General features: G+C 67.0%; 22 protein-coding genes. 7 read left to right on the top strand and 15 right to left on the bottom strand.

From position 1 onward, the window contains the following. Nucleotides 1-19: 19 nt before the first annotated feature. Genes I6H87_RS16185 through I6H87_RS16170 form a run of 4 tightly spaced genes read left to right on the top strand, consistent with a single transcriptional unit; the run spans nt 20 to nt 3,770 of the window. Nucleotides 20-1,105, top strand: a complete 1,086-nt coding sequence (locus tag I6H87_RS16185; RefSeq protein WP_010811754.1) for a hypothetical protein — start codon at nt 20-22, stop codon at nt 1,103-1,105. A gap of 59 nt (nt 1,106-1,164) precedes the next feature. Next, on the top strand, nt 1,165-2,031 hold the full coding sequence (locus I6H87_RS16180) for a hypothetical protein (protein WP_011615416.1): 867 nt from the start codon (nt 1,165-1,167) through the stop codon (nt 2,029-2,031). Next, nucleotides 2,028-2,702 (top strand): hypothetical protein, encoded by a 675-nt coding sequence (locus I6H87_RS16175; RefSeq protein WP_011615417.1) that lies wholly within the window; start codon nt 2,028-2,030, stop codon nt 2,700-2,702. The genes I6H87_RS16180 and I6H87_RS16175 overlap by 4 nt, the downstream gene beginning before the upstream one ends. Nucleotides 2,703-2,714: 12 nt before the next feature. Further along, nucleotides 2,715-3,770 (top strand): DUF4438 domain-containing protein, encoded by a 1,056-nt coding sequence (locus tag I6H87_RS16170; RefSeq protein ID WP_136227772.1) that lies wholly within the window; start codon nt 2,715-2,717, stop codon nt 3,768-3,770. A gap of 192 nt (nt 3,771-3,962) precedes the next feature. Here the strand turns inward: I6H87_RS16170 and scpA are convergent, their stop codons facing one another. Genes scpA through I6H87_RS16125 form a run of 9 tightly spaced genes read right to left on the bottom strand, consistent with a single transcriptional unit; the run spans nt 3,963 to nt 12,652 of the window. Continuing rightward, entirely contained in the window at nt 3,963-6,041 is a 2,079-nt protein-coding gene (scpA, locus tag I6H87_RS16165; protein WP_011615419.1) for a methylmalonyl-CoA mutase, read from the bottom strand. Further along, a complete protein-coding gene (locus I6H87_RS16160; protein WP_011615420.1) occupies nt 6,038-6,874 on the bottom strand; it encodes a Pnap_2097 family protein in 837 nt (278 codons plus the stop codon). Before I6H87_RS16160 ends, scpA begins: the two co-directional genes overlap by 4 nt. Nucleotide 6,875: 1 nt before the next feature. Beyond that, the gene (locus tag I6H87_RS16155) at nt 6,876-8,162 is read right to left on the bottom strand and encodes an MSMEG_0569 family flavin-dependent oxidoreductase (protein WP_011615421.1); all 1,287 of its coding nucleotides are present in this window, start codon (nt 8,160-8,162) and stop codon (nt 6,876-6,878) included. A gap of 35 nt (nt 8,163-8,197) precedes the next feature. After that, complete coding sequence (locus I6H87_RS16150; RefSeq protein WP_010811746.1) at nt 8,198-8,485, bottom strand: MSMEG_0570 family nitrogen starvation response protein; 288 nt, start codon at nt 8,483-8,485, stop codon at nt 8,198-8,200. Between the two features lie 8 nt (nt 8,486-8,493). Continuing rightward, nucleotides 8,494-9,489, bottom strand: coding sequence for a sll0787 family AIR synthase-like protein (locus I6H87_RS16145; RefSeq protein ID WP_011615422.1), 996 nt, complete (start codon nt 9,487-9,489; stop codon nt 8,494-8,496). Next, nucleotides 9,486-10,040 (bottom strand): MSMEG_0567/Sll0786 family nitrogen starvation N-acetyltransferase, encoded by a 555-nt coding sequence (locus I6H87_RS16140; RefSeq protein ID WP_011615423.1) that lies wholly within the window; start codon nt 10,038-10,040, stop codon nt 9,486-9,488. The genes I6H87_RS16145 and I6H87_RS16140 overlap by 4 nt, the downstream gene beginning before the upstream one ends. Beyond that, nucleotides 10,037-11,140 (bottom strand): MSMEG_0568 family radical SAM protein, encoded by a 1,104-nt coding sequence (locus I6H87_RS16135; protein WP_011615424.1) that lies wholly within the window; start codon nt 11,138-11,140, stop codon nt 10,037-10,039. Before I6H87_RS16135 ends, I6H87_RS16140 begins: the two co-directional genes overlap by 4 nt. Then, nucleotides 11,133-12,149 (bottom strand): Nit6803 family nitrilase, encoded by a 1,017-nt coding sequence (locus tag I6H87_RS16130; RefSeq protein ID WP_010811742.1) that lies wholly within the window; start codon nt 12,147-12,149, stop codon nt 11,133-11,135. Before I6H87_RS16130 ends, I6H87_RS16135 begins: the two co-directional genes overlap by 8 nt. Nucleotides 12,150-12,169: 20 nt before the next feature. Beyond that, on the bottom strand, nt 12,170-12,652 hold the full coding sequence (locus tag I6H87_RS16125) for an MSMEG_0572/Sll0783 family nitrogen starvation response protein (protein ID WP_010811741.1): 483 nt from the start codon (nt 12,650-12,652) through the stop codon (nt 12,170-12,172). 414 nt (nt 12,653-13,066) lie between these two features. On the opposite strand from I6H87_RS16125, the gene I6H87_RS16120 reads away from it, so the two are divergent. Next, nucleotides 13,067-14,458: an aminotransferase-like domain-containing protein gene (locus tag I6H87_RS16120; RefSeq protein WP_011615425.1), complete on the top strand. Its 1,392-nt coding sequence runs from the start codon at nt 13,067-13,069 to the stop codon at nt 14,456-14,458. Between the two features lie 71 nt (nt 14,459-14,529). Here I6H87_RS16120 and I6H87_RS16115 read toward each other — a convergent pair whose 3' ends face one another. The 6 genes from I6H87_RS16115 to catA all read right to left on the bottom strand — a co-directional run bounded on the left by I6H87_RS16115 (nt 14,530) and on the right by catA (nt 20,152). Then, a complete protein-coding gene (locus I6H87_RS16115) occupies nt 14,530-15,225 on the bottom strand; it encodes an alpha/beta hydrolase (protein WP_011615426.1) in 696 nt (231 codons plus the stop codon). Between the two features lie 109 nt (nt 15,226-15,334). After that, a complete protein-coding gene (locus I6H87_RS16110; RefSeq protein ID WP_010811738.1) occupies nt 15,335-16,120 on the bottom strand; it encodes a 1,6-dihydroxycyclohexa-2,4-diene-1-carboxylate dehydrogenase in 786 nt (261 codons plus the stop codon). A gap of 17 nt (nt 16,121-16,137) precedes the next feature. Beyond that, complete coding sequence (gene benC, locus I6H87_RS16105; protein WP_011615428.1) at nt 16,138-17,157, bottom strand: benzoate 1,2-dioxygenase electron transfer component BenC; 1,020 nt, start codon at nt 17,155-17,157, stop codon at nt 16,138-16,140. 21 nt (nt 17,158-17,178) lie between these two features. Continuing rightward, nucleotides 17,179-17,694, bottom strand: coding sequence for a benzoate 1,2-dioxygenase small subunit (gene benB, locus I6H87_RS16100; protein ID WP_011615429.1), 516 nt, complete (start codon nt 17,692-17,694; stop codon nt 17,179-17,181). Continuing rightward, the gene (gene benA / locus I6H87_RS16095) at nt 17,691-19,124 is read right to left on the bottom strand and encodes a benzoate 1,2-dioxygenase large subunit (RefSeq protein WP_010811736.1); all 1,434 of its coding nucleotides are present in this window, start codon (nt 19,122-19,124) and stop codon (nt 17,691-17,693) included. Before benA ends, benB begins: the two co-directional genes overlap by 4 nt. A gap of 104 nt (nt 19,125-19,228) precedes the next feature. Further along, a complete protein-coding gene (gene catA, locus I6H87_RS16090) occupies nt 19,229-20,152 on the bottom strand; it encodes a catechol 1,2-dioxygenase (protein ID WP_041687384.1) in 924 nt (307 codons plus the stop codon). A 146-nt stretch (nt 20,153-20,298) separates the two neighbouring features. On the opposite strand from catA, the gene I6H87_RS16085 reads away from it, so the two are divergent. Further along, the gene (locus tag I6H87_RS16085; RefSeq protein WP_010811734.1) at nt 20,299-21,216 is read left to right on the top strand and encodes a LysR family transcriptional regulator; all 918 of its coding nucleotides are present in this window, start codon (nt 20,299-20,301) and stop codon (nt 21,214-21,216) included. Between the two features lie 113 nt (nt 21,217-21,329). Continuing rightward, nucleotides 21,330-22,475, top strand: coding sequence for a muconate/chloromuconate family cycloisomerase (locus tag I6H87_RS16080; RefSeq protein ID WP_010811733.1), 1,146 nt, complete (start codon nt 21,330-21,332; stop codon nt 22,473-22,475). Nucleotides 22,476-22,488 lie beyond the last annotated feature (13 nt).

The following is a 22,488-nucleotide window of genomic DNA, read 5'->3' as shown; positions in this document are numbered from 1 at the left end:
CCCGACGACGGAGCGCATCATGAACTTCCAGACCACCGAAACCATTCAGCGCCTGTGGGAGACCTTTCTGCAGGAGCAGCTGGCCAGCCTGCCGCCCGACCAGCGCGACGCCTTCGCCTCGCAGTTCGAGCAGCGTTACTCTGAACTGTTGTCCAAACCCAATGGCAGCGGGGAGGAAGGCTTCTTCGATCTGCTCGGCCTCGGTCCTCAGGGGGCAGTCGGCTTCGAGAAGATCGGCTATCCCTATGTACAGCCTGACTTCGACGATTCAATCATCCCGAGCCAGTTGCATGCGGCTGCCGAGCTGTACTTTATCTATCAGCACGAGCGCATGAAGATCTTTGAGGTGGTCGAGACCCTGCTGCGCTTGTTCCGCCTGGGGAAGATGCGCATCCAGCGCGGCCCCGGCGCGCGCGGACTCTATCTGCTCGAAAAATGGCGGCCACTGCGCTACACCCGGCAGGACCGCATGGTGGCCTATCGGCGCGCCTTCAACTATGGCACCGCGCAGGCCCCGGCCGGCGCAGTGGTCAACCGCAATTTCCATCGCCAGATGGTCGGCTTCATGGTGGCGATGGGCCAGTACTTCCGCGATCTGCTGATCGGCGAAGTCATCCGGGGCGGACAGCTGATCGACCAGCGTCCCTTCGGCAGCGTCGGCACCATCCAGCGCATCGGGCTCGACCTGCGCTATGCGCTGGACCGGTCTACCTACGGCAATATCTTCGCGCTCGCGATGGAAACCGGGCATTACCTGATCCAGGTGCTCAAGCTGCTGGATTCGCCCGACATCAAGAAGGCCTTTGACGCCAACACCAAGTGGGATGTGGTCGAGATCGTCTCGAATCGCTATCTCGGCGGGGTGGCCGAGCCCTCGCAACGGGCCAAGATGGCCGAAAGCGGCCGGCGGATCCTGCAGTTTGTTGCGGACAATGATTTCAAGACCGCAACCGATCCGATCCTGTTCCAGAGCGTGGTGCGGCCCATGGGCGCGCACGCGGAAGCGTGGGTCGCCGCGTACCGGATGACGCCCGAGGGCCGAGGATTCCCCGGCGTGACACACGCGCTGAACAGCGTGCTCGGCGTGCCGCAGGCTGCGGCCTGACCGTGGCGCGCCGTACATTTGCGCATCCCTGACCGCGGCTGACACGGAGACGCCCCGCCATGCATGCTGAGGACATGATCGTATCGGTACGGCAACGCAAGCTCGCCTGCATCCTCGATCCCGCGCTGGTGCTCGGGTCGCCCTGGGGGCCGAGCCTGGCGTTGCGGCTCACGCGGGTGCTGGAGCCCTGGCTCACGCGCGCGTTCTGGCAGGTCATCGATGCGAGCGAGATGGTACTGCCAGGCCTCTCGGCCAACGGCGCGGCACTGGACAGCGGCGGCGCCGTGCCGAGGCCGCTCGAACCCGCTCTGATTGCGTGGATCGCGATGCGCGACTGCACCGATGCCGCGTCGTGGCCGTTTCGCTGGGTCGGAGACAACGTGGCCGGTTCCCAGCTCGGCGACGCTGCCGACCATGCCGTGGTCGAGCGCTACGAGGTCCTGCTCGACGCCCTGCTGCGCCGCTGCGAGGGGGCAAGGCCGGCGCTCGGCCCAATGCCCTCCCCCTGGTGGGATCCGCTCGCCATCGCCCTCGACACGCTCGCACTCTCCGCCACGCTCGATGCCGCCATCGTGCTGACCACGCTTGATGGTGACGGCGCACCGTGGCCGGTGCATGCCCTGTGGCGAAGCGGCGTCGACGTGCGGCATCTGGACCCGCTGCCTTCCGAATCCCTGTTCGGCGCCGAGCGCTCGCTGCTGCGCGACGCACTGGCAGCGGCAGGAGTGGCCGGGCTCGCCGAACGCCTGCCCAGGCTGGCCGCGCTGCATGTAATGGCGTCGTCGCCGCACCATGCTTGCGTCGATGGCCCGCTGGTCGGGACCGGCCATCATGCCGACCCCTGGCAGCAAGCCACCGCCTGGTGGTATCCCCTTTGCCCCACTCCGGCGATCGGCACACCGGCCCCGCAAGGAGCCGAAGCATGAGCGCAGCAATCGACCAGTTCGTCGACGCCATGCTTGACGATGCCGTTCGGCACTGGACGCGCGAGCGCGGACGCGCCGGGGATGCCGACCCTGCCGTCGGCCGCAACGAATGCCTGCCGGCCTCGCGCGCCCGGCATCTGGCATGCCGTGATCTGGCCGCCGCCGAGGCCCGGCCGCGCGGGCAGCGTCCGGCGCTCATCGTCATCAATAACCTGCGTGGCCGTTGCGCCGAGCAGATCCTGGTCGAACGCCTGTGCCTGCGCGGCTTCGATGTGCGCAACCAGCTCCGCATCGGCCCGCGCAGGGGCGGCTCGGTGCTCGATCTCACGCCGATGCCGGCTGCCCCCAAGCGCCTGCCGGCAGGCCTCGAAAGCAAGCTGCTACACGCAACCGATTACCGCGACGCCAACGGACGGCTACGCCTGAGCCATCTTGCGCGACAGGTGGTGCGCGACATGGACCAGGTGCGGCGCCATATGCGCCAGTCCCGGACCAGCGCCGTGCCCGGGCTGCCGCAGCGCGTGCGCCTGTTCTATCAGGTCAGCGGACGCGTGACCGATGCGGAGCTGCACCATATCGCGCACACCATCTACGACGCCGTCGCGGCCGAGAACCGGCGCGCGCCGGGACAGCCGCAGATCGCCGCCACCGTGGTGCGCAGGATGCGATAGGAGATGGCACCCATGTCCCGCCCGATTCCGCTCGTCCAGCAAGCCCTGTCCCGTCCGGCCGGCCGCGACGGTGCACGCCCCGTTCCCCGAATCAATGCCGACGAACTCGTGGCGGTGTCCGTCCTTGGGCAGATCGCGCATCCCGTGGGGCGCGCCTCGCCCTACCGCATTGGCTACGACGGCGTGCCGCGCGTCCTGCCGGGTACCGGCGGCATCGTGGTCAATAGGCGCATCGGCGATCCTTGCGTCGGGTTGGCGGGCGACCATATCGAGCCGGGGGTCGCCCTGCACAACAACGGGCGCGAGATCGTCGGCCCACGCGACGGACCCAACAGCGCCCTGCTGACCTATGCCTGCGTCGGCAATCCGGCCCGTGTGGTCAACGGAGCGTGCGCGGGCCGGACTGGTGTGGTGACGGGCAAGCACGGCGGCGTCAACCACGTGCTGGTGGACTTTCCCACGGAGGTGCTGGTGCGCCTTTGCATCGGCGACCGCATCCAGGTTCTTTCGCATGGACTGGGCTTACGACTCCGCGACTACCCCCGAATCGAAGTCCTCAACTGCTCGCCGCGCCTGCTGGCGCGATGGGGCCTGCTGGAGCGCGATGGCCAGCTCCATGCGCCGGTCACGCATCTGGTGCCGGCGCGCGTCATGGGCTCCGGACTGGGAAAGAACAATGCATGGCGCGGGGATTACGATATCCAGCTGTCGGACCGGCAGGCACGTGAGCGCTACCGTCTGGGCAGCCTGCGCTTCGGCGACATGGTGGCGATCATCGGCGCCGATACGCGGCGGGGGCCGCGCTACGCCAATGACCGCGTGACCATCGGCGTCGTGGTACACGGCGACAGCACGGTCAGCGGGCACGGCCCGGGCGTGACGCCGCTGCTCACAGGCCCCGCCTCGCTGCTGCGGCCGCTGCTCCGCCCGCAAGCCAATGTAGCCGAAATCCTCGGCGTGCGGCGAGCCGCGCCGCCACGTACCCAGCTGACACTGCCGGAGCGCGACCGGCGCGTTCGCTGCGCGGTGCCAGAAGCGCCACCGCGGCTGGCGTTCGCCACGCGGTAGGGCGAAGGTTCTGGTGCAAATACGAAACGCGGGAAGGTCGCGACCCGGTTGTCGGACATCTCAGCAAGCGGAAGCATCGCCATCCAGGCGGCACGCCTCTGGCCGCGGCCGTGCAGGCGCTGCTGCCGCTGTGTATCACGCATGCGCCCGGCTACATGCTGGTGGGCGACGTGGCGATCGAGGACGTCACGCTTACGCCGTAGGCATCCTCGACAACGTGAGCGCAGCCACGATGGTGCTCACGATGATCTCCATCGGCGTGCCCGGTCCGAAAATCCCCTGCACGCCGCACTGGCGCAGCAAGCGCCTGTGGTCTGCCGGAACAATGCCGCCGACGAAGACCGGCACTTCGAGCGCACGCTGCCGCAAGGCGTGTAGCAGCGCCGGCAGCAGATCCAGATGCGCGCCGCCCAGCGTGGAGATGCCGATGGCATCGAAGTCGCCATCGCAGGCGGCAGATACAACCGCCTCGGCCGACTGGAACAGCGGCGTCAGTTCGACGACGAACCCGGCATCCGCAAGCCCGGCCGCCACCGCTTTCGCACCGCGGTCGTGGCCGTCCTGGCCGAGCTTGGCCACGAGTATCCGGGGCGCACGGCCAAGCCGCTCGCGCAGCGCACTGACGCACTCGCAGGCCGCCAGCCATTCCGTGTTGCCAGCGCGAGCCGTGCCGTACAGCGCAACGTCGTAGGACGCCCGGACAGTATGGCGCGGCCAGACCTGGAGCAGGGCCCGGGTACATTCCCCGACCGTGGCGCGGCAACGCATGGCATCGATCGCACAGGCTAGCAGGTTGCGGCCGCCGCGCCTGGCCGCTTCGGTCAGCGCCGCCAGCGCATGCCTGGCCGCGGCGTCATCGCGGCGGCTGCGCAGCGCGTCCAGGCGGCGTGCCTGTTGCACGCGCACCTGGGTACCGTCGATCTCCAGGCATTCCTGGCCATTGTCGTCGGGCTCCTGGTAGCGGTTGACACCCACCACGACCTCTTCCCGCGCATCGAGCCGAGCCTGCGTCCGCAGCGCATTCTGGTGGATGCGCCGCTGCACCCAGCCGGATTCAAGGGCTGCCAGGATGCCACCCTCAGCGTCGATGTGCGCCAGCACCGCGCGAACCTCCGTCACCATGCGGCCGGTCAGCGACTCGATCAGGTAGGAGCCCGCCCACGGGTCCGCCACGTCGCACAGGCCAAACTCATGCTGGAGGATCAGCTGCGTATCGCGGGCCAGCCGCGAGGCCTGCGCGCCCGGCAAAGCCAATGCCTCGTCAAAGCCGTTGGTATGCAGCGACTGCGTACCACCGAAGATCGCGGCCATCGCCTCGATCGTGGTGCGCGCGACATTGTTGAGCGGCTGCTGCGCGGCGAGGGTCCAGCCCGAAGTCTGGCAATGCATGCGCATGGCGGTGGCGCGCGCGCTGGTGCCGCCCAGCTCGCACACGATGTCGTGCCACAGGAGCCGCGCGGCGCGCAGCTTGGCGATCTCGACGAAGAATGGCTTGCCGACGCCGAAGAAGAAGCTCAGTCCGCCGCAGAATGCATCGACATCAAGGCCGCGCTCTCGCAGCAGGCCGACATAGGTCCTGGCATTGGCCAGTGTCAGTGCCAGTTCCAGCACCGGATCGGCGCCTGCTTCCTGGAAGTGATAGCCCGAGATCGACATGCCGTTGAACTTCGGCGCATGCGCGGCCAGCCATTCGACCACGTCGGTGGCGATGCGCAGCGACGGCTGCGGCGCATGGATCCAGGTGTTCCGGACCATGAACTCCTTGAGGATGTCGTTCTGGATGGTGCCGCGCAGCTGTTCGAACGGGACGCCCGATTCCTCGGCCGCGACCAGGAACGCTGCCAGTACTGGCAGCACCGCACCACTCATGGTCATCGATACCGACACACGGTCCAACGCAATGCCATCGAACAGGCGCCGCATATCGTCGACCGAGTCGATGGCCACGCCGGCCATGCCGACATCGGCCTGCGCCAGTGGATCGTCGGAATCATAGCCGCGATGGGTCGGCAGGTCGAAGGCCACCGACAAGCCCTGCGCGCCCTGCTTCAGGGCCTCGCGATAGGCGAGGTTCGACGTCACGGCGTCGCCGTATCCCCCGTACTGGCGGATGGTCCATGGCCTGCCGCGGTACATGGAGGGATAGGGGCCACGAACGAACGGGGCCTCGCCGGGCATGCCGCCCAGGTGGCCAAGACCAGTCAGGTCGCCGGACCCGTAGACCGGCTTCAGCTCAAGGGCGCCTGCCGGGTCATCCCGCTTCGCGTTCATCGTTGCCTCCACCGCTTCTGCGTGACCACATCTGCGATCTTCTCGCCGTCGCGGCTGCGCCGGATCTCACACCAGTGCGTCAATCCTTCCTCGTCCTCGCGCAGCGCGGAGAAGATCAGCTCCAGCGACTCGCCGACATTGACGTTGCCATGGAAGAACAGGTCCCGCGCGAACACCGTGGGCGGATCCGCGTCGCGGCGCCATTGCCATTCCGCGCGATCGACCATGGCCTGGAAGCTGGCGAAGTACAGCAGGTCGGCGCCATTGAAGTCGTTGCAGGGGCACGGCAGGTACTCGGCGGCGTGGCAGACGCGATGCCGGGCCTGATCGAGCCCGAGATGCATGCCCCAATCCCCGCCGCGAAAACGCCGTGCCAGCAGCGACAGTTCCGCCGCCTGTGCCGACGGGCCGGCGCCGGCCCACTGCGCGGCCACGGTCGGCATGGTGCGCACGACCGAGCGGTTGTCCCGGTCACGCGTGCGGCGGATGAAGGTGGACAGCATCGTCACGCTGGCGCGGCAGTCCCCATGCATGTCGACCGCATGTTCGCTGAGGTGCTTCACGCCACCCGCTGGCACGATGTGCGAACCGATGCTGAACCCGGCGTGCTCGCCGACCGTTTGCGGCGCGGCGTCGCGCACGCGGATCGCGGTGAACGCCGCATACACCGGATTGCCCTCGGCATCGCGGAAGTCCGGCACCCCCAGGCCGGCGCCGGCGGCCAGCAGGCGCCAGTGCAGGTCGCCGCAGGTCTTCAGCAGCCAGTTCTCTGACAGGCCGGTGTATGCCAACTGGGGCATGCCGGCCACATGGCGCGAGACGACGGCTTCCATGTCAGGCGGCCAGCGCGGTGTCGCCCCGGCCTGCGGCGATCAGGGCGGCCAGGTACTCGGCGTCGCGCGCGATGCCGGAGAATCGCCCCGATCCCCACGTGTGCAGCCAGGGCAGGCCAAGGAAGTACAGGCCGGCGTGCGCGGTCACGCCACGTTCGTGGCCCGGATAGCCGCGGCCGTTGAACACCGGCACTTCGAGCCAGCTGAAGTCCGGCCGGAAGCCGATGCACCAGATGATCGAACCAATGCCGGCTGCCTGAGGATCAAGTTCGGTGCGCTCGGCCGGCGGCGTCCACACGGGCTCATAGACGCTCGGCGGCGACGCCTCGATACCTCGCTCCGCGATGAACTTGTCGATGCTCGCGTTGATGCGGTTGTAAGTCGCATCGGCATCGTCCAGGTTGCGACGCAGGTCCGGCGCAAAACGCAGTTGGCCTTCGAGGTAGTCGTCGAGCAAGCCGTAGAGCTCCATGCCCTCAGTGGCAAACCTGCGCAGGTCGATATCGCGCCCGCCGTCGCGGCCGGTGACATAGTGATTGGTGTTGTCGCGAACGCCCTCGCGCAGCGGATGCTCGGTGACCGGCAGGTCGTAGTATTTCATGTCCGCGAGCCAGTCCACGACGTCCCGCCCGCGATAGAAGCGCGCGCAGCGCGGCGCCTCGCCGACGGCCAGGTACACCTTGCGGCCGGCCAGGTGCAGGTCTTCCGCAATCTGCGCGCCCGACTGGCCCGAGCCAACCACGAGCACCGCACCCTCGGGCAGCGACTCGGGATTCCTGTATTCGGACGATTGCAGCTGCCGGACCGACGCCGGCAGGCGCTCGGCCATGCGCGGCACGATCGGCGTGTGATAACCGCCCGAGGCCACCACCACCTGGTCTGCGGTGAATGCACCCTGGCTCGTCACCACGGCAAATCCCCCCTGAGCGCGCGCCTTCACTTGCCGTACCTCGGTGTGCTCGAGCACCGGTGCGCCGACCGTCCGGATAAAGCCATCGAGATAGGCCGTGATCTCATCCTTCTTCATGAAGCCGTGCGGATCATCACCCTGGTAGGGATAGCCCGGCAGCGCGCATTGCCAGTTCGGCGTCACCAGGCAGAACGCATCCCAGCGTTGCGTGCGCCAGGTATGCGTGACGGTGTGCTTCTCGATGATGAGATGATCGATGCCGGCCTGCTTCAGGAAGTAGCTCATCGATAGTCCGGCCTGGCCGCCGCCGACAATGATGACGCCGTAGTGCCTGGGTTCTGCGGCCTGGTCCGGATTGGTGTAGATGACGTTGGACATGTTGGATCCTTTAAGGCGAGGAATTTGAAGAACGGCTAGCTGCCAAAGCCGAGAAACCGGACGGTGGCGCCGTCCTGGCCCCGGAACCGCTGCGCGGCGATTTCCAGGATGCGGAGCTGGTCCATCGCGGACGAGCAGGCGTAGCCATACCTGGCACGCACCCGCTCGGAAGCGGCGCCCAGCGCGGTACGCGCGCGCTCGACGAACTCGTCCAGCGGATACGCCGCCCCTTCGGCAAAGTGCTCCGTGACGATGGAGGATGGGGAATAGCAGGCCATCTCGGTCTGGTCAGGCCAGCGGATGCGGAAATAGGTAACTGGCATGGCAGGTCTCAGGTTGGGGAATCGATCGGCGTGGCCAGGCGCGTCGGCAGGATGAACCCTGCCTCGCGGAAGTCCCACAACGTGGCCCGTTCGCCGGCGTGCGTGAGCGTGGCGACACGGGAATCGTCGATGGCGCCGATCTGGGCGCAGGCAATGCCGCGATCGAGGAAGCGGCGTTCGACCGCCTGCGCATCGTCGTCATTGACGGCCAGCAGGAAGCCATAGCTGGGGAATGCGGTCAGCCATCGCTCCAGCGGCACGCCATCGGGCCGCGGAATGCGCTCCAGCGCGATGCTGGCGCCCACCCCGGAGCATTCGAGCAGCATCAGCGCGGTGCCGAGCGCACCCGCCATGCTGATGTCCTTGGCCGCGGTGCAAAGGCCGTCTTCGGCCAGCACCGGCAAGAGTTCGAGATCCGCGCGCAGTCGTTCGCCCGGCGCGCCCGTCGATGCGTTCCAGAACGGGTACGGCTCCGCGAACGCGCCGCGCAGGTCCACCGCCATCAACAGGCGCTGCCCGGGACGCGCCGCGAAACTCGACAGCAGCTTGCGCGCCCGGCCAACGATCGCCACGGCAAGCTGGCTTTCCTCGCTGCGCGCGTTGCTGTGACCGCCGACGATCGGCACGCCATAAGCGGCAGACGCCGCTGCCATGCCCTTGAGCACTTCAGCGGCGTCGGCGGCGCCATGGCTCCATAGCGCATCGACCACGGCCGTCGGCCTGCCGCCCATCGCATAGATATCGCTGATGTTGACCATGACCGCGCTGTAGCCGGCGAACCACGGCATCGTGCGGATGAAATCACTGACCAGTCCTTCAATGGCGAACAGCAGGTAGCCGTCGCCATCCCGCCATGCCGCGCAGTCGTCGCCGACATCGACAGCCATGGCCGCGTTGCGTCCGGTGGCCGCGGCGCCGAGTGGCGACAGCATGGCCGGGATATCGGTCTTATGCGCAAAACCCCGGCTGCTGCGCAAGGTGTGTACGAGGTCGTCGAGGCTCATCGCACGGCCCTGCCTTCCGCAATCAGGCCCGCGTGCGGCGTATGACAAGGTGGGTAATGGTTCAGGTCTGCCTGCATCAGGTGGTGAGGCCGCCCGAGCAGCGTCTCCTCTGCCAGGACGTGCCAATGCAAGCGCCTGAACAAGGGCACGTTCTGGCTCTGCACGTGCGCAAGGAAGCGCCGGCAGCCGATCGCGTGGGCGCTGCTCACCGCCAGGCGGATCAGCGTCGCACCGATCTTGCCCTGGCTTCGGTATGCCGCATCCACCGCAAGCCGCGAGCCGAACCACACGCCCGGCTCGCTTTCATGGATGCGAACCGTGCCGACCACGGTGCCGGGATGGCGGGGCAATTCCGGCTCGAAGCGCACCGCCACCAGCAGTTGCGCCACGTCGTCCACCGCGTCCCGGTCGTCGCCCGCAAAGATGCCCTGCTCCTCGCAGAACACGGCCTGGCGCAGGCGATAGGCCTGCTCCGCCTCCCAGGTGTGCTCCGCCCAGCGGATGCGGAACATCGGGATGCCCGGCACCTCGACGCAGAGATCGCTTTTCATGATGTCGCTCCGTCGGTCGCCAGTGCCGCCTCGCGCTCGTAGGTGGCCAGTGACGAGCACGCGCCGCACTTGCCGCAACCTGCCTTGATGTCGGACGAGCGCATGCCGGCGGCGCTCAGCATGGCGCCGAGCGGCTGCAGGATCGACTGCATGAAGGCCGGCGAGGGTGCCGGGTGGTCCTCCAGCGGCGTGCCGGAGATCGGCACGAAAGGCACCACGAACGGATACACCCCGAGCTCGATCAGCTCGCGCGAGATCGACAGGATGGCTTCCGCGGTGTCGCCGAGTCCCGCGAGGATGTACGTGCTGACCTGCGCCCTGCCGAACACCGCAACGGCGGCCTTGAAGGCTTCCATGTAGCGGCTCGGAGGCACCCCCGCCTTGCCCGGCATGATGCGCTCGCGCAGCGCCGGCGTGACGACCTCGAGGTGCATGCCGAGCGTGTCGATGCCGGCGGCCTTCATGCGCTCAAACCAGCGGTCGTCGTCGGGCGGCTCGCACTGCGCCTGGATCGGCAGGTCGACCGCGGCCTTGATGGCGAAGGCGCTCTCGCAAAGAATAGCCGCGCCCCGGTCCGGCGTCGGCGGCGTGCCGGTGGTCAGCACCATATGCCTGACGCCGTCGAGCAGCACTGCGGCGCGCGCCACTTCGGCCAGTTGCTCCGGCGTCTTGCGCGCGATCGTGCGGCCCGCCGCCAGCGACTGGCCGATCGAGCAGAACTTGCAGGTCTTTTTGCGGCTCTCGTAGCGGATGCAAGTCTGCAGCACCGTGGTGGCCAGCACATCGGCGCCATGCAGCGTGGCGATATGCGAGTACGGGATGCCCTCCAGGGTCTGCAGCGCATGGAAACGCGGCGCCTTCGGAAAGCTGATGCTGGCAATCGGGATGGTGCCGCGCATCAGCGCGCTGCGCCCCGTTCCGTCGGGCGAATGCGCCACGAACGGCGAGTGCCACGCGGTACTGGTATGCACCGGCACCATGATGGTCACGCCGTCGATGGTGACCGCCTTGTGATCGGACGGACCCGCCCCGCCGCGCCGGCTGGCCGCGCCGGCATTCGGGTCTTCCAGGCGCAGCCCGACGGACTGCAGTTCAGTCATCAATTGCCGGCTCGAAGCCGGCACGCTCGCGCTGGATGTCATCGCGGATACTCCCATGGAAGTTGGAGAAGGCGCCTGCCATCGGCACTGCCGTCGCCGCCGGCCGCTCATTGATGGCAAGGCTTAGCAGTTCCGGGCGCGCGTAGTGGCCCACCGAATCCATCATGCGCTTGCGCTTGGTGATGAGCGACATGTCGAGGTCGGCAATGACCATGCCCTCGCCCTCGCGCAACGGCGGCGCCAGGTGCTGGCCCTCCGGCGAGATGATTGCAGTGTTGCAGCCGCCGCGCAGCGCCTTCTGCAGCGCCGGATCGGTGGTCACGGAGGCGATCTGCGCTTCGGTCAGCCAGCCGGTGGCGTTGACGACGAAGCAGCCGGATTCCAGCGCGTGATGCCGGATCGTGACTTCGATCTGCTCGGCAAAGATCGGCCCGACCAGCGAGCCCGGGAACTGGCTGCAGTGGATTTCCTCGTGCTGGGTCATCAGCGCATAGCGGGCCAGCGGGTTGTAGTGCTCCCAGCACGCCAGCGCGCCGACGCGGCCGATCGCGGTGTCCGCGACCTTCAGGCCGGCCGCATCGCCCTGCCCCCAGATCATCCGTTCGTGGAAGGTGGGCGTGATCTTGCGGCGCTTGACCGCGAGGTTGCCCTCGGTGTCGAAGATAAGCTGCGTGTTGTACAGGCTGCCGTGGTCGCGCTCGTTCACGCCGAGCACCACGACCATGCCGTGCCGGCGTGCGCGCCCGGCGACGGCATCGGTGACCGGGCCGGGCACCACCACGGCCTGCTCGTACAGCCGCATGTGGTCGCTGCCGGAGTGCACCGGCGGCCGTACGAAGGAGAAGTACGGGTAGTACGGCACGAAGGTCTCCGGGAACACGATCAGCTGCACGCCTTTCCCGGCGGCCTCGTCGATCGCCTCGCAGACCTTGGCCAGCGTGCCTGCGCCGCTCTCGAGGTCGGGCGCGATCTGGACCGCGGCCGCGCGCACAATGCGTTTCTGTGACATGGTGGCACCTGCCCTTTCGCTCAGACCGTCCAGGTATCGATGATCAGCGCGTTCTCCTTGCGGTGCAGCAGCTTGAGGTCGAGCACATCGAGCGGATTGATCGGGCGGATGCCCTCGATCAGCGAGGCCTCGCCGTGGCCGTACAGGGCCTGCAGGGCGAAGCGGCAGGCGTAGACCTTGCCGCCCTCGTCCATGAACTTGGTGAGCTGCTTGTTGAAGTTCATATGCCCGGGGAATGCCTCGTCGCCAAGCGTCGGGAAGCCGCGCTGAACGCCAAGGTTCACGCCGGGGCCGTACAGCAGGATCGAGGTCTCGAAGCCCTTGCGCAGCAGGCGCGTGGCCTGCAGCATGTTGACGAAGCCGATCGAGCCTTCGAAGGCGACGGTGTGGAAGGTCACCAGCGCCTTCTCGCCGGCTTCGGCCTTTACGTCCTCGAATACCTTCTCTTCATAGTCGACCAGGAAATCGCCCTTCTTGTGGGCCGGTTTGCTGACAGCAGGCATGCTTCTCTCCGTTGCGTTGATGGGGCAGTGCGGCCGACCGATCCCTTGCCGATCGACCGTTCGGCGCCAGGCCGAACACGCCAACATCCGCAACCGATGTGCCACGCAATGCCCGCAGTCATGCGATCAATCTCCAATCAAGCCGAAGCCGACCAAATGATCGGCCCAATGATCGCAACGGCTTTGGCCATGGATGCCACCAAAGGCGCACAGCGCACGCCATGACGGCTTCGCCACAATGCACATTTTTGAACGGGAACCAGCCGCCTGGTGCGCACGCGTGGTGCATCCGCGCTGATATCGCACCATCATTGAGAACTTCTGATGCAATCGCTTGTGCGGCTTGGTAAGCGATCATTCGGGTGCTACCCTCAGGGCACTGAATGCCATCGCATCGCGCAGCGGGAGACCACGGTGTCCAACCTGACCAGCCATTGGGTAAAACGTATCGCCGGCAGTGCCAAGCCGGCCTATTTACTGATTCCGGACCTGATCGAGGAGGCACTGGCCGACGGCCAGTTGCGCGCGCGCGACCGGCTGCCGCCGCTGCGCGACCTGGCCGAAGCGCTGCAACTGAACTACACCACCGTGGCGCGCGGCTACAGTGAAGCGAGGAAGCGGGGATTGATCGACACCAAGACAGGAAGTGGCACCTACGTGCGCGGACGTGCGCCCGCGATGCCGCTGCGCGGCGGCACGGGTGCGGAGATGTCCATGAACATGCCGCCGGAGCCGCCCGCGATGACAGCGCGGCTTCGTTCCGCCATGGCGCAACTGCTGGAGGCTGCCGATCCCTACACGCTGCTGCGCTACCAGGACTTCGGCGGAACCCCGGCCGATCGCTCGGTTGCTGCGAAATGGCTGCGCCGCTGGGTGCCGGCATGCAGCGCGGACACCGTGCTGGTCACGCCCGGCATCCACAGCGCGCTGGTTGCACTGCTGTCGCAGCTCGCACGGCCGGCGCAGACCATCTGTGCCGACGCGCTGGCCTACCCCGGCATCAAGGCCATCGCCGCGCAGCTCAATATCCAGCTACAGGCGCTGCCCGGCGACGAGGATGGCCCGTTCGCCCACGCCTTCGAAGCCATGTGCAAGACACAGAAGCCGGCGGCGCTCTATTGCAATCCGACCATCCAGAACCCGAGCACGCGCACCATGCCGCAGGCACGCCGCGAGCAGCTCGCCGAAGTCGCGCTGCGCTACAGCGTGCCGATCATCGAGGATGATGCCTACGGCATGCTGCCGCTGCGGGCACCACAGACGTTTGCCGCGCTCGCCCCGGAACTCACGTATTACGTCACCGGCCTGTCCAAATGCCTGGGCGCCGGGCTGCGCATAGCGTTCCTGCACGCCCCCACCGCCCGGCAGGCGCAGCGCCTGGCTGGCACCCTGCGGGCAACGACGGTGATGGCGAGCCCCATCAACACATTGCTCGCTACATCCTGGATCAAGGACGGAACGGTGGACGACATGCTCAAGGCCATCCGCGCCGAAAGCGCGGCGCGGCAGTTGATTGCGCGCCATGTGCTCGAGGGCCTGGCCTATGACGCGGACCCGGAGGGCTTTCACCTGTGGCTGCCGATCCCGGCGGCTTCAGCGTGGAGCCCGTCGGAACTGGCGCTGCACTTGCGCTCGCGCGGCATCGGCGCGGTATCGGCCGCCGCCTTCTCGACCGACGGCAACCCGCCCGATGCGATCCGTGTCTGCCTGGGCGGCCCGGGCGAGCGCGATGAGATCGAGGAGTCGCTGCGGATCATCGCGGAAACGCTCGATAATCCGCATCACTTGCATTCAGCGATGCTGTAGCCGGGGGGCTCCCCCTTGACCGTGCAGCTTTCCGCTGTTCGGCGCACTGGTCCGGCGGGGCGTTCAGGGCGCTATCCCCTGACCGACTCCGTCGCGGCTTCGTCGATCAACGCTGCAACCTCGGCTGGCTTCGAAGCCAGCGAAGCATGGCTTGCCGCCAGAGTCACGACCTTCCGGGGATTGAGCCGGGCCGACATCTTCAGTTGGTTTTCGGGGGCGATCATTCTGTCTTCGCTGGAAATCTGGTACCAGGACGGCTTCTTTTTCCAGGCCGGCGTCGTGATGACGTCGCCGAAGGTGCTTGCAAGCGGCGCCTTCTGCGTCACCGCCATCACCAGCGCGTCGTCGGGCGAAAGATCCTGGCAGAAGCTCTCATGGAACTTATCGGATTTGAGCCACAAGTAGCCGTCGCTGTCGGGTTCGAGATTGGGCGCCGCAACCGGAAGATGCTGATGCGTAATGCCACCGGGGCTCTCCCCCGCATCTGGCGCAAACGACGCGATATACACAAGCCCCACCACATTGGGCTGGTCACCCGCCTGGGTAATCACCGCACCACCGTACGAATGCCCCACCAGGAGGACCGGCCCCTTCTGCTGGGCAATCATCTTGCGGGTACGCTCGACATCGTCAGCAAGCGATGTCAGCGGCATTTCAACGGCGCGGACGTTCGTATACCCCTTTCGCGCCAGTTCAACGATGACTTTTCCCCAATGCGCGGCACCTCCCCAGAAACCGTGCGCCAGAATGATCGAGGGCTTGGTCATGATCTGACTCCTATCTGCCAATGAAGGCTGTAAGCCGAACAATGCAACACGCTGCAGTCCCTCGGCGGTCGGACTGCGCTCCAATCGATTCCACCCAGACGCTGGCTCATCAGCCCTGATCCCCGCCGCCAACTGGCAAGACCGTGCCGGTAATGTACGAAGCCTCGTCCGAGGCGAGAAACAGGATGGCATGGACCTGCTCGTCGATCGTGCCATAGCGGTGCATCAGGCTCGAGGCCCTGGTCTGGTCGACAATGGCCTGGTACCAGATGGCCTCCTGCTCGCTCTGCGCTGCCATGTTGCGCGGAATCCTGCGCGGCGGCGCCTCGGTGCCGCCGGTGGCCACGGCGTTGACGCGCACGCCTTCGTGCGCATGCTCGAAGGCGAGGCTGGCCGTCAGTGCGTTGACGCCGCCCTTGGCCGCCGCGTAGGGCACGCGGTGGATGCTGCGCGTGGCAATCGACGACACGTTGACGATGACGCCCTGCCGGCGCGCGACCATGCCGGGCAGCACCGCGCGGCAGCACCACAGCGTGGGGAACAGCGAGCGCCGGATCTCGGCTTCGATCTGGTCCTCCTCATAGGCCTGGAAGGGCTTGGCCCAGATCGTGCCGCCCACGTTGTTGACGAGGATGTCGATGCGGCCGAAGGCTGCTTCGGCCGCCTGCGCCATCTGCGTGGCGCCGGCATAGCGCTCCAGGTCGGCGTGCACTGCGATGGCCTGCCCGCCCGCAGCAACGATCTGCGCCGCGACTTCATCGACCAGCGCCGATCGGTCGACCAGCACCACCGAGGCGCCCTCGGCGGCGGCGGCCTGTGCGACGCCGCGGCCGATGCCTTGCGCGGCCCCGGTCACGATCATGGCTTTGCCGGCAAAGCGTGTAGCAGTTCTCATGTTGTCGTGCTCCTTGCTCATGCCGCGTTGCTGGCCGAGAACTTCTCATAGTAGAAGCCGGCGGGCGTGATGCCGCTCTGCTGCAGCCAGCCGCGCACGGCCTCCACCATCGCCACGGGGCCACACAGGTAGATGTCGACATCGCCGCCGTTGAGCCATTCCGGCTCCACATGGGCTGTGACATAGCCCTTGCGTGGGTGGTTACTGGCAGCGTCGGCGACGCAGGTACGGTATTCGAAGCCGGCCAAGGCACCCTGGGCCGTATCGATGCGTGACAGCGCCACCAGGTCGATGTCGTTGGTGACCCCGTAGACCATGCGCACCGGCTGCGCACAGCCGCTGGCGGCCAGCACATCGAGCATCGACAGGAACGGGGCGATGCCGGTGCCGCCGGCCAGGAACAGCACCGGCCGTGTCACCGCGCGCAGGTAGAAGCTGCCGTACGGACCCGAGAACGCCACGCGCTCGCCGGACTTGGCCTGGCTGGTCAGCCAGGTGCTCATCCGCCCTTCCGGCACGTTGCGCACCACGAAGCCGGTGCGCGCGCTGCCGGGCGCGGAGCTGAAGGAATAGGAGCGCGTCTGCCCGGTGCCCGGGATCTCGACATTGACATACTGGCCGGGCAGGAAGTCCAGGCCGGCGGCCTCGTCCAGGTCGATGGAAAAGCCGATGGTCGAATCGGAGAGCTGTTCCAGCTCGGCCAGCGTCCCCTGGTAGGTGGTGACGCCGGTCTTGCACGCGGCCGACGAGGCGGGCACGCGAATCACGCAGTCCGAACGCGGGCGCGTCTGGCAGGCCAGCACGTAGCCCTGGCCAGCTTCCTCCGCGGTCAGCGCATCTTCGATATAGCTGGATTCGGGCAGGTCATAGCTGCCCGACTCGCACAGCCCGCGGCAGGTACCGCAGGCGCCGTCGCGGCAGTCCAGCGGGATATTGATCTGCTGCCGGTAGGCGGCATCGGACAGGGTCTCGTGCTCGCCGCAGGTGATGAACCTGGTGACGCCGTCTTCGAATTGCAGGGCGATGGTGTGTTCCATGGCGCGTTCCTCCAGCCTGGATCAGATGTGATAGATGTCGATGACCTGGTTGATGTAGTCGTTCTTGAGCACGACATACTTGTCCAGGATGCGCGGCTGCGCGCCGGAGAGGTCGAGCGTGTAGCGCGACATGCCGAAGTAGCTGTAGGTGGTCTGGTAGCGATGGCTCAGCGTGTGCCAGTTGAAACGCACGGTGCAGGTGTCGCCCGCCACCCCGAGCACTTCGACGTTGCTCAGGTTGTGGCTGGTGCGCGTGTCCGGAATGGTGGCGCTGGAGCGCTCGGTCTTGATGCGGAACACGCGATCCTCCAGGCCCTGGCGGGTCGGGTAATAGATCAGCGAGATCTCGCGCTGCGGGTCGGTGATCAGCTTGCCGTCGTCATCCCAGCAGGGCATCCAGAACTTTGCGTCGGGGTGGTAGCACGCAAGCCATGCGTCCCACTCTTCGTCATCCAGCAGCCGTGCCTCGCGGTACAGGAAGGACTGGATGGCGGCCATGTCGACCGGTTGGTCGAGGGTGATGTCGGCGGTGCTCATGCTGCGCTCCCTGCGGCGGCGTCGGTGGTGTCGGTGGCTTCATTCGCGGCTTCGGCGGATTGCTCTGCCACGGCCTTCTTCATCACGTCCAGCCAGTAGCGGTGCTGCACCGTGTAGAGGCCCTCGTCCTCGGTGCGCACCCCGCTCATCACGGGCTTGAGTCCGATGCGCTGCGCGGCCTCGTCGGCACCGTCGATCCAGTGCTTCGCGCCGCGGCACATGTCGTTCCAGGCCAGTGCCTGCCCGGCGTAGCCCTGCTGGCAAGCGCGGAACTCCTCGAGGTCGTCGGGGGTGGCCATGCCGCTGACGTTGAAGAAGTCCTCGTACTGGCGGATGCGGCGCGCGCGCGCCTCGTCGGATTCTCCCTTCGGCGCGATGCAGTAGATGGTGACCTCGGTCTTGTCGACGGCCAGCGGACGCAGCAGGCGGATCTGCGAGCCGAACTGGTCCATCAGGTAGACGTTGGGATAAAGGCACAGGTTGCGAGAGTTCTGGATCATCCAGTCCGCGGTCTCGGCGCCGCAACGCTCGGCGAATTCCTCGCGGCGGCTGAAGTTGGGGCGGTCCTCCGGGTTGGCCCAGCGCGTCCACAGCAGCATGTGGCCATGCTCGAAGGCGTAGAAGCCGCCGCCCTGCTGGCCCCACTTGCCGGCGTCCATGGCGCGGATCTTGTCTTCCTGCGCGTTCTTCTGCTTGCGCTGGCTGGTGGTTGCGGCGTAGTTCCAGTGCACCGCCGACACGTGGTAGCCATCGGCGCCGTTCTCGGCCTGCAGCTTCCAGTTGCCCTCGAACGTGTAGGTGGACGAGCCGCGCAGCACCTCGAGCCCGTCGGCCGACTGGTCGACGATCATGTCGATGACGCGCGCCGCTTCGCCCAGGAAATCCTTCAGCGGCGGCACGTCAGCGTTCAGGCTGCCGAACAGGAAGCCGCGGTAGTTCTCGAAGCGCGCCACCTTCTTCAGGTCGTGCGAGCCTTCCTTGTTGAAGCAGTCAGGGTAGCCGGCGTTCTCGGGATCCTTCACCTTCAGCAGCTTGCCGCTGTTGTTGAAGGTCCAGCCGTGGAACGGGCAGGTGTAGGTGGCTTTGTTGCCGCGCTTGTGGCGGCACAGCATGGCGCCGCGGTGGCTGCACGCGTTGATGAAGGCGTTCAGTTCGCCCTGGCGATTGCGCGCGATCACCACCGGCTGGCGGCCGATATGGGTGGTGTAGTAGTCGTTGTTGTTCGGGATCTGGCTTTCGTGCGCCAGGTAGATCCAGTTGCCCTCGAAGATGTGCTTCATCTCGAGTTCGAACAGCTCTTCGTCAGTGAAGGCCGCGCGGTGCAGCCGGTAGTCGCCGCTTGCCTTGTCTTCCACCAGGAAGGTATCCAGGTCGAGGCGCTTTGCGCCGGGGCGAACGGGGGCCTTGCCCTCCGGATAGATGGGGATCATGGAGTTGTCTCCTGCCGATGTCTTGTCGCCGGGGCGGCGCTGCGCATGGCGCTGCCGCCCGGACTGGATCTACCGGCCCGCGCGGCGGGCGGCATTGCGGAAAATCAGGCGGCGGCGCGCTGGCGCTCCACCTCGGCGGCGGGGGCGCCGGCCTGCTCCGGCAGCAGCCGGAAATCGAAGTCGATCGAGGCGAGCGGCTTGTCCACGCCGTGTTTGTCGAGCGCGGCGGCTTCGGTGACGCGGGTCACCGCCGGCACCAGCCCCTCGCGGCTGGCGAAGGCGAAGTCGTCCCACAGGTATTCGTCGCCGTCGATGTTGATCTGCGTGGTCAGCTTGCGGTGGCCGTCCGCCGACACGAAGAAGTGGATGTGGGCCGGGCGCCGGCCGTGGCGCGCAAGCTGGTCCAGCAGGCGCTGGGTGGTGCCTTGCGGCGGGCAGCCGTAGCCGTTGGGCACGTTGCTGCGGAACTGGTAGCGGCCGTTTGCATCGGTGACGATGGTGCGGCGCAGGTTGAAGTGCGACTGGGTCTTGTCGAAGAACGAGTAGTTGCCCATCAGGTTGGCATGCCACACCTCGACCCTGGCGCCGGGCAGCGGCTTGCCGTCGGCGCCGTACACCGTGCCTTGCATGAACAGGACCTCGCCCTTGCCGTCGTCGCTACCATCATCGAGCCGGGCAAAGCCGGTGCTTTCCGGGGCGCCGGCCACGTAGAGCGGGCCTTCGATGGTGCGCGGCGTGCCGCCGGTCAGGCCGGCGCGGGCTTCGGCCTCGTCGGCGCGGACGTCGAGGAATCGCTCCAGCCCCAGGCCGGCGGCGAGCAGGCCCAACTCCTGGGTGGCGCCCGCCTCGGCGAAGTACTCGATGCCCTTCCAGACATCGCTGGCGCTCAGGTCGAGGTCCTCGATCGCCTTGAACAGGTCCGCGGTCAGGCGGACTACCACCTGCTGCACGCGCGGGTCGGGGGTGCCTTGCGTGCCGGTGGCGACGATAAAGCTGTGGACCAGGGCGTCGATTTCCGAGTGAGTCATGGGGGTCTCCATAGTTGTGGTTGGGTCCCGGTTCATGCTTTGCAGGTATCGAGCTTGTCTTCCGGGCACGGATGGAGCATAGTCAACGGCAGTTTTGGCAGTCCAACACTGATTTAGTATCCCATCGATACTCAGGAGGTATAGTCTTGGAATTGCGGCACCTGCGTTACTTCGTGGCGGTGGCAGAGGAACGCAACTTCACCCGGGCGGCCGAGCGGCTGCATATCGCACAGCCGCCGCTGTCGCGCCAGATCCAGCAACTGGAGGACGACCTGGGTGTGCAACTGTTCGAGCGCCACTCGCGCCCGCTGAAACTGACCGATACCGGGCGCTTCTTCTATACCCACGCGCTGCAACTGCTGGCCCAGACCGCGGAACTGCAGGCGATGACCAAGCGGGTCGGCAAGATCGAGCACAAGATGTCGGTCGGCTTTGTCGGCTCCACGTTGTATGGGATGCTGCCGCGGATCATCCGGCGCTTCCGGCAGATGCACGCCGATCTCGAACTGAGCCTGCACGAGATGTCGACCATGGACCAGATCAAGGCGCTCAAGGAGGGGCGCATCGATGTGGGCTTCGGGCGCATTCGCCACGAAGACCCGTCGGTGCGGCGCGTGGTGCTGCGTGAGGAGCGCATGATCGTGGCGCTGCCGGTCGGCCATCCGCTGGCTGACGCCAAGCCCGAGCTCGCGCTGCACGACCTGGTCGGCGAGCCGCTCATCATCTTCCCCAAGGCGCCGCGCCCGAGCTTTGCCGACCAGGTGCTGGCCGCCTTCCACGACCGCGCCCTGAAGCCGCGCCGCCTGCACGAGGTGCGCGAGCTGCAAATCGCGCTCGGGCTGGTGGCGATGGGCGAAGGCATCTCGGTGGTCCCGAGCAGCGTCTACGGGCTCAAGCGGGGCGACGTGACCTACAAGGAACTGGACGATCCCAAGCTGGTGTCGCCCATTATCATGAGCACGCGCATGCTGGACGAGTCGGCCGACCTGCGCTCGCTGCGGGACATGATCTACCAGCTCTACGAGGATGAGGGCATGGCCTACCTGCCGCCGCCGAAGGAATAAGGCGCAACGGGCGGTTCATACTCTGTAGGTATGAAATCAGACGCCAACGGTCTTGGACACCCCAAAAATAGCCCTCCATACTCCGGTGCAACGTTCAACTGCATCAGGAAGGTATGAAAGTGGCGACGCAGCAAAGCATCACGGCCATCGAGTCCATCGAGGCCATCCTGGTCGATCTTCCGACCATCCGGCCGCATCAGCTCGCCATGGCGACCATGCAGCGGCAGACGCTGGTGATCGTCCGCCTGCGCTGTGCCGACGGCATCGAAGGCCTCGGCGAGGCGACCACCATCGGTGGACTTTCCTACGGCGACGAGAGCCCCGAGGGCATCAAGCTGACCATCGACAGCTACCTTGCACCGGCGCTGCTGGGCCAGGATGCGGCCAATGTGCATGGCGCCATGGCGCGCCTCGGCAAGGTCGCACGCGGTAACCGCTTCGCCAAGTCGGCGCTCGAGACCGCACTGCTGGACGCGCAGGGCAAGCGTCTCGGCGTGCCGCTGGCGACACTGCTGGGCGGCGCCGTGCGCGACACCCTGCCGGTGCTGTGGACGCTCGCCAGCGGCGACACCGCGCGGGACATCGACGAGGCCGAGCGCCTGCTCGCCGAGCGCCGCCACGATACCTTCAAGCTCAAGATCGGCCGGCGCAGCGTGCGCGAGGACGTCGCACACGTTTCCGCGATCAAGCGCGCGCTGGGCGAGCGCGCCCGTGTCACGGTGGACGTCAACCAGGCCTGGAACGAAGCGGATGCCGCCACCGGCATTGCCATGCTGGAGACCGCCGGCATCGACCTGATCGAGCAGCCCACGCCACGCGAGCAACGCGCCGCGCTGGCGCGCCTGGCGGCGCGTTTCGTGGTGCCCATCATGGCCGACGAAGCGGTGTGCGGGCCCGAGGACGCGATGGAACTGGCCCGCATCGGCGGCGCCGACGTGTTCGCCCTGAAGATCGCCAAGTCGGGCGGCATCTTCGGCATGCTGCGCACGGCCGCGGTGGGCGATGCGGCCGGCATCGCGCTGTATGGCGGCACCATGCTCGAAGGCAGCATCGGCACCATTGCCGCCGCCCACGGCTTTGCGACCCTGCCGCAACTGGCGTGGGGCACCGAACTGTTCGGCCCGCTGCTGCTGAAGGACGACATCGTCGCCGAGCGCCCCGTCTACCGCGACTTCGCGTTGCACCTGCCGCAGGGCCCCGGCCTGGGCATGGCGCTGGACGAGGACAAGCTCGCCCACTACCGGCGCGACCGCGCCTGATTCCCTGCCATCA

This window comes from Cupriavidus necator, from assembly GCF_016127575.1.
Classification (GTDB): domain Bacteria; phylum Pseudomonadota; class Gammaproteobacteria; order Burkholderiales; family Burkholderiaceae; genus Cupriavidus; species Cupriavidus necator_D.
Note: the sequence above shows the minus strand (reverse complement) of the source record. Positions and strands in the feature narration are given on the sequence as shown.

What these genes read in the sequence shown, in the direction of transcription:
- benC (WP_011615428.1), bottom strand. Translation starts at nt 17,157, where the DNA reads ATGGAACACACCATCGCCCTGCAATTCGAAGACGGCGTCACCAGGTTC.
- I6H87_RS16185 (WP_010811754.1), top strand. Translation starts at nt 20, where the DNA reads ATGAACTTCCAGACCACCGAAACCATTCAGCGCCTGTGGGAGACCTTT.
- I6H87_RS16140 (WP_011615423.1), bottom strand. Translation starts at nt 10,040, where the DNA reads ATGAAAAGCGATCTCTGCGTCGAGGTGCCGGGCATCCCGATGTTCCGC.
- scpA (WP_011615419.1), bottom strand. Translation starts at nt 6,041, where the DNA reads ATGAACGCGAAGCGGGATGACCCGGCAGGCGCCCTTGAGCTGAAGCCG.
- I6H87_RS16080 (WP_010811733.1), top strand. Translation starts at nt 21,330, where the DNA reads ATGAAAGTGGCGACGCAGCAAAGCATCACGGCCATCGAGTCCATCGAG.
- I6H87_RS16160 (WP_011615420.1), bottom strand. Translation starts at nt 6,874, where the DNA reads ATGGAAGCCGTCGTCTCGCGCCATGTGGCCGGCATGCCCCAGTTGGCA.
- I6H87_RS16130 (WP_010811742.1), bottom strand. Translation starts at nt 12,149, where the DNA reads ATGTCACAGAAACGCATTGTGCGCGCGGCCGCGGTCCAGATCGCGCCC.
- I6H87_RS16115 (WP_011615426.1), bottom strand. Translation starts at nt 15,225, where the DNA reads ATGACCAAGCCCTCGATCATTCTGGCGCACGGTTTCTGGGGAGGTGCC.
- I6H87_RS16170 (WP_136227772.1), top strand. Translation starts at nt 2,715, where the DNA reads ATGTCCCGCCCGATTCCGCTCGTCCAGCAAGCCCTGTCCCGTCCGGCC.
- I6H87_RS16180 (WP_011615416.1), top strand. Translation starts at nt 1,165, where the DNA reads ATGCATGCTGAGGACATGATCGTATCGGTACGGCAACGCAAGCTCGCC.
- catA (WP_041687384.1), bottom strand. Translation starts at nt 20,152, where the DNA reads ATGACTCACTCGGAAATCGACGCCCTGGTCCACAGCTTTATCGTCGCC.
- benB (WP_011615429.1), bottom strand. Translation starts at nt 17,694, where the DNA reads ATGAGCACCGCCGACATCACCCTCGACCAACCGGTCGACATGGCCGCC.
- I6H87_RS16135 (WP_011615424.1), bottom strand. Translation starts at nt 11,140, where the DNA reads ATGACTGAACTGCAGTCCGTCGGGCTGCGCCTGGAAGACCCGAATGCC.
- benA (WP_010811736.1), bottom strand. Translation starts at nt 19,124, where the DNA reads ATGATCCCCATCTATCCGGAGGGCAAGGCCCCCGTTCGCCCCGGCGCA.
- I6H87_RS16155 (WP_011615421.1), bottom strand. Translation starts at nt 8,162, where the DNA reads ATGTCCAACGTCATCTACACCAATCCGGACCAGGCCGCAGAACCCAGG.
- I6H87_RS16145 (WP_011615422.1), bottom strand. Translation starts at nt 9,489, where the DNA reads ATGAGCCTCGACGACCTCGTACACACCTTGCGCAGCAGCCGGGGTTTT.
- I6H87_RS16110 (WP_010811738.1), bottom strand. Translation starts at nt 16,120, where the DNA reads ATGAGAACTGCTACACGCTTTGCCGGCAAAGCCATGATCGTGACCGGG.
- I6H87_RS16150 (WP_010811746.1), bottom strand. Translation starts at nt 8,485, where the DNA reads ATGCCAGTTACCTATTTCCGCATCCGCTGGCCTGACCAGACCGAGATG.
- I6H87_RS16175 (WP_011615417.1), top strand. Translation starts at nt 2,028, where the DNA reads ATGAGCGCAGCAATCGACCAGTTCGTCGACGCCATGCTTGACGATGCC.
- I6H87_RS16125 (WP_010811741.1), bottom strand. Translation starts at nt 12,652, where the DNA reads ATGCCTGCTGTCAGCAAACCGGCCCACAAGAAGGGCGATTTCCTGGTC.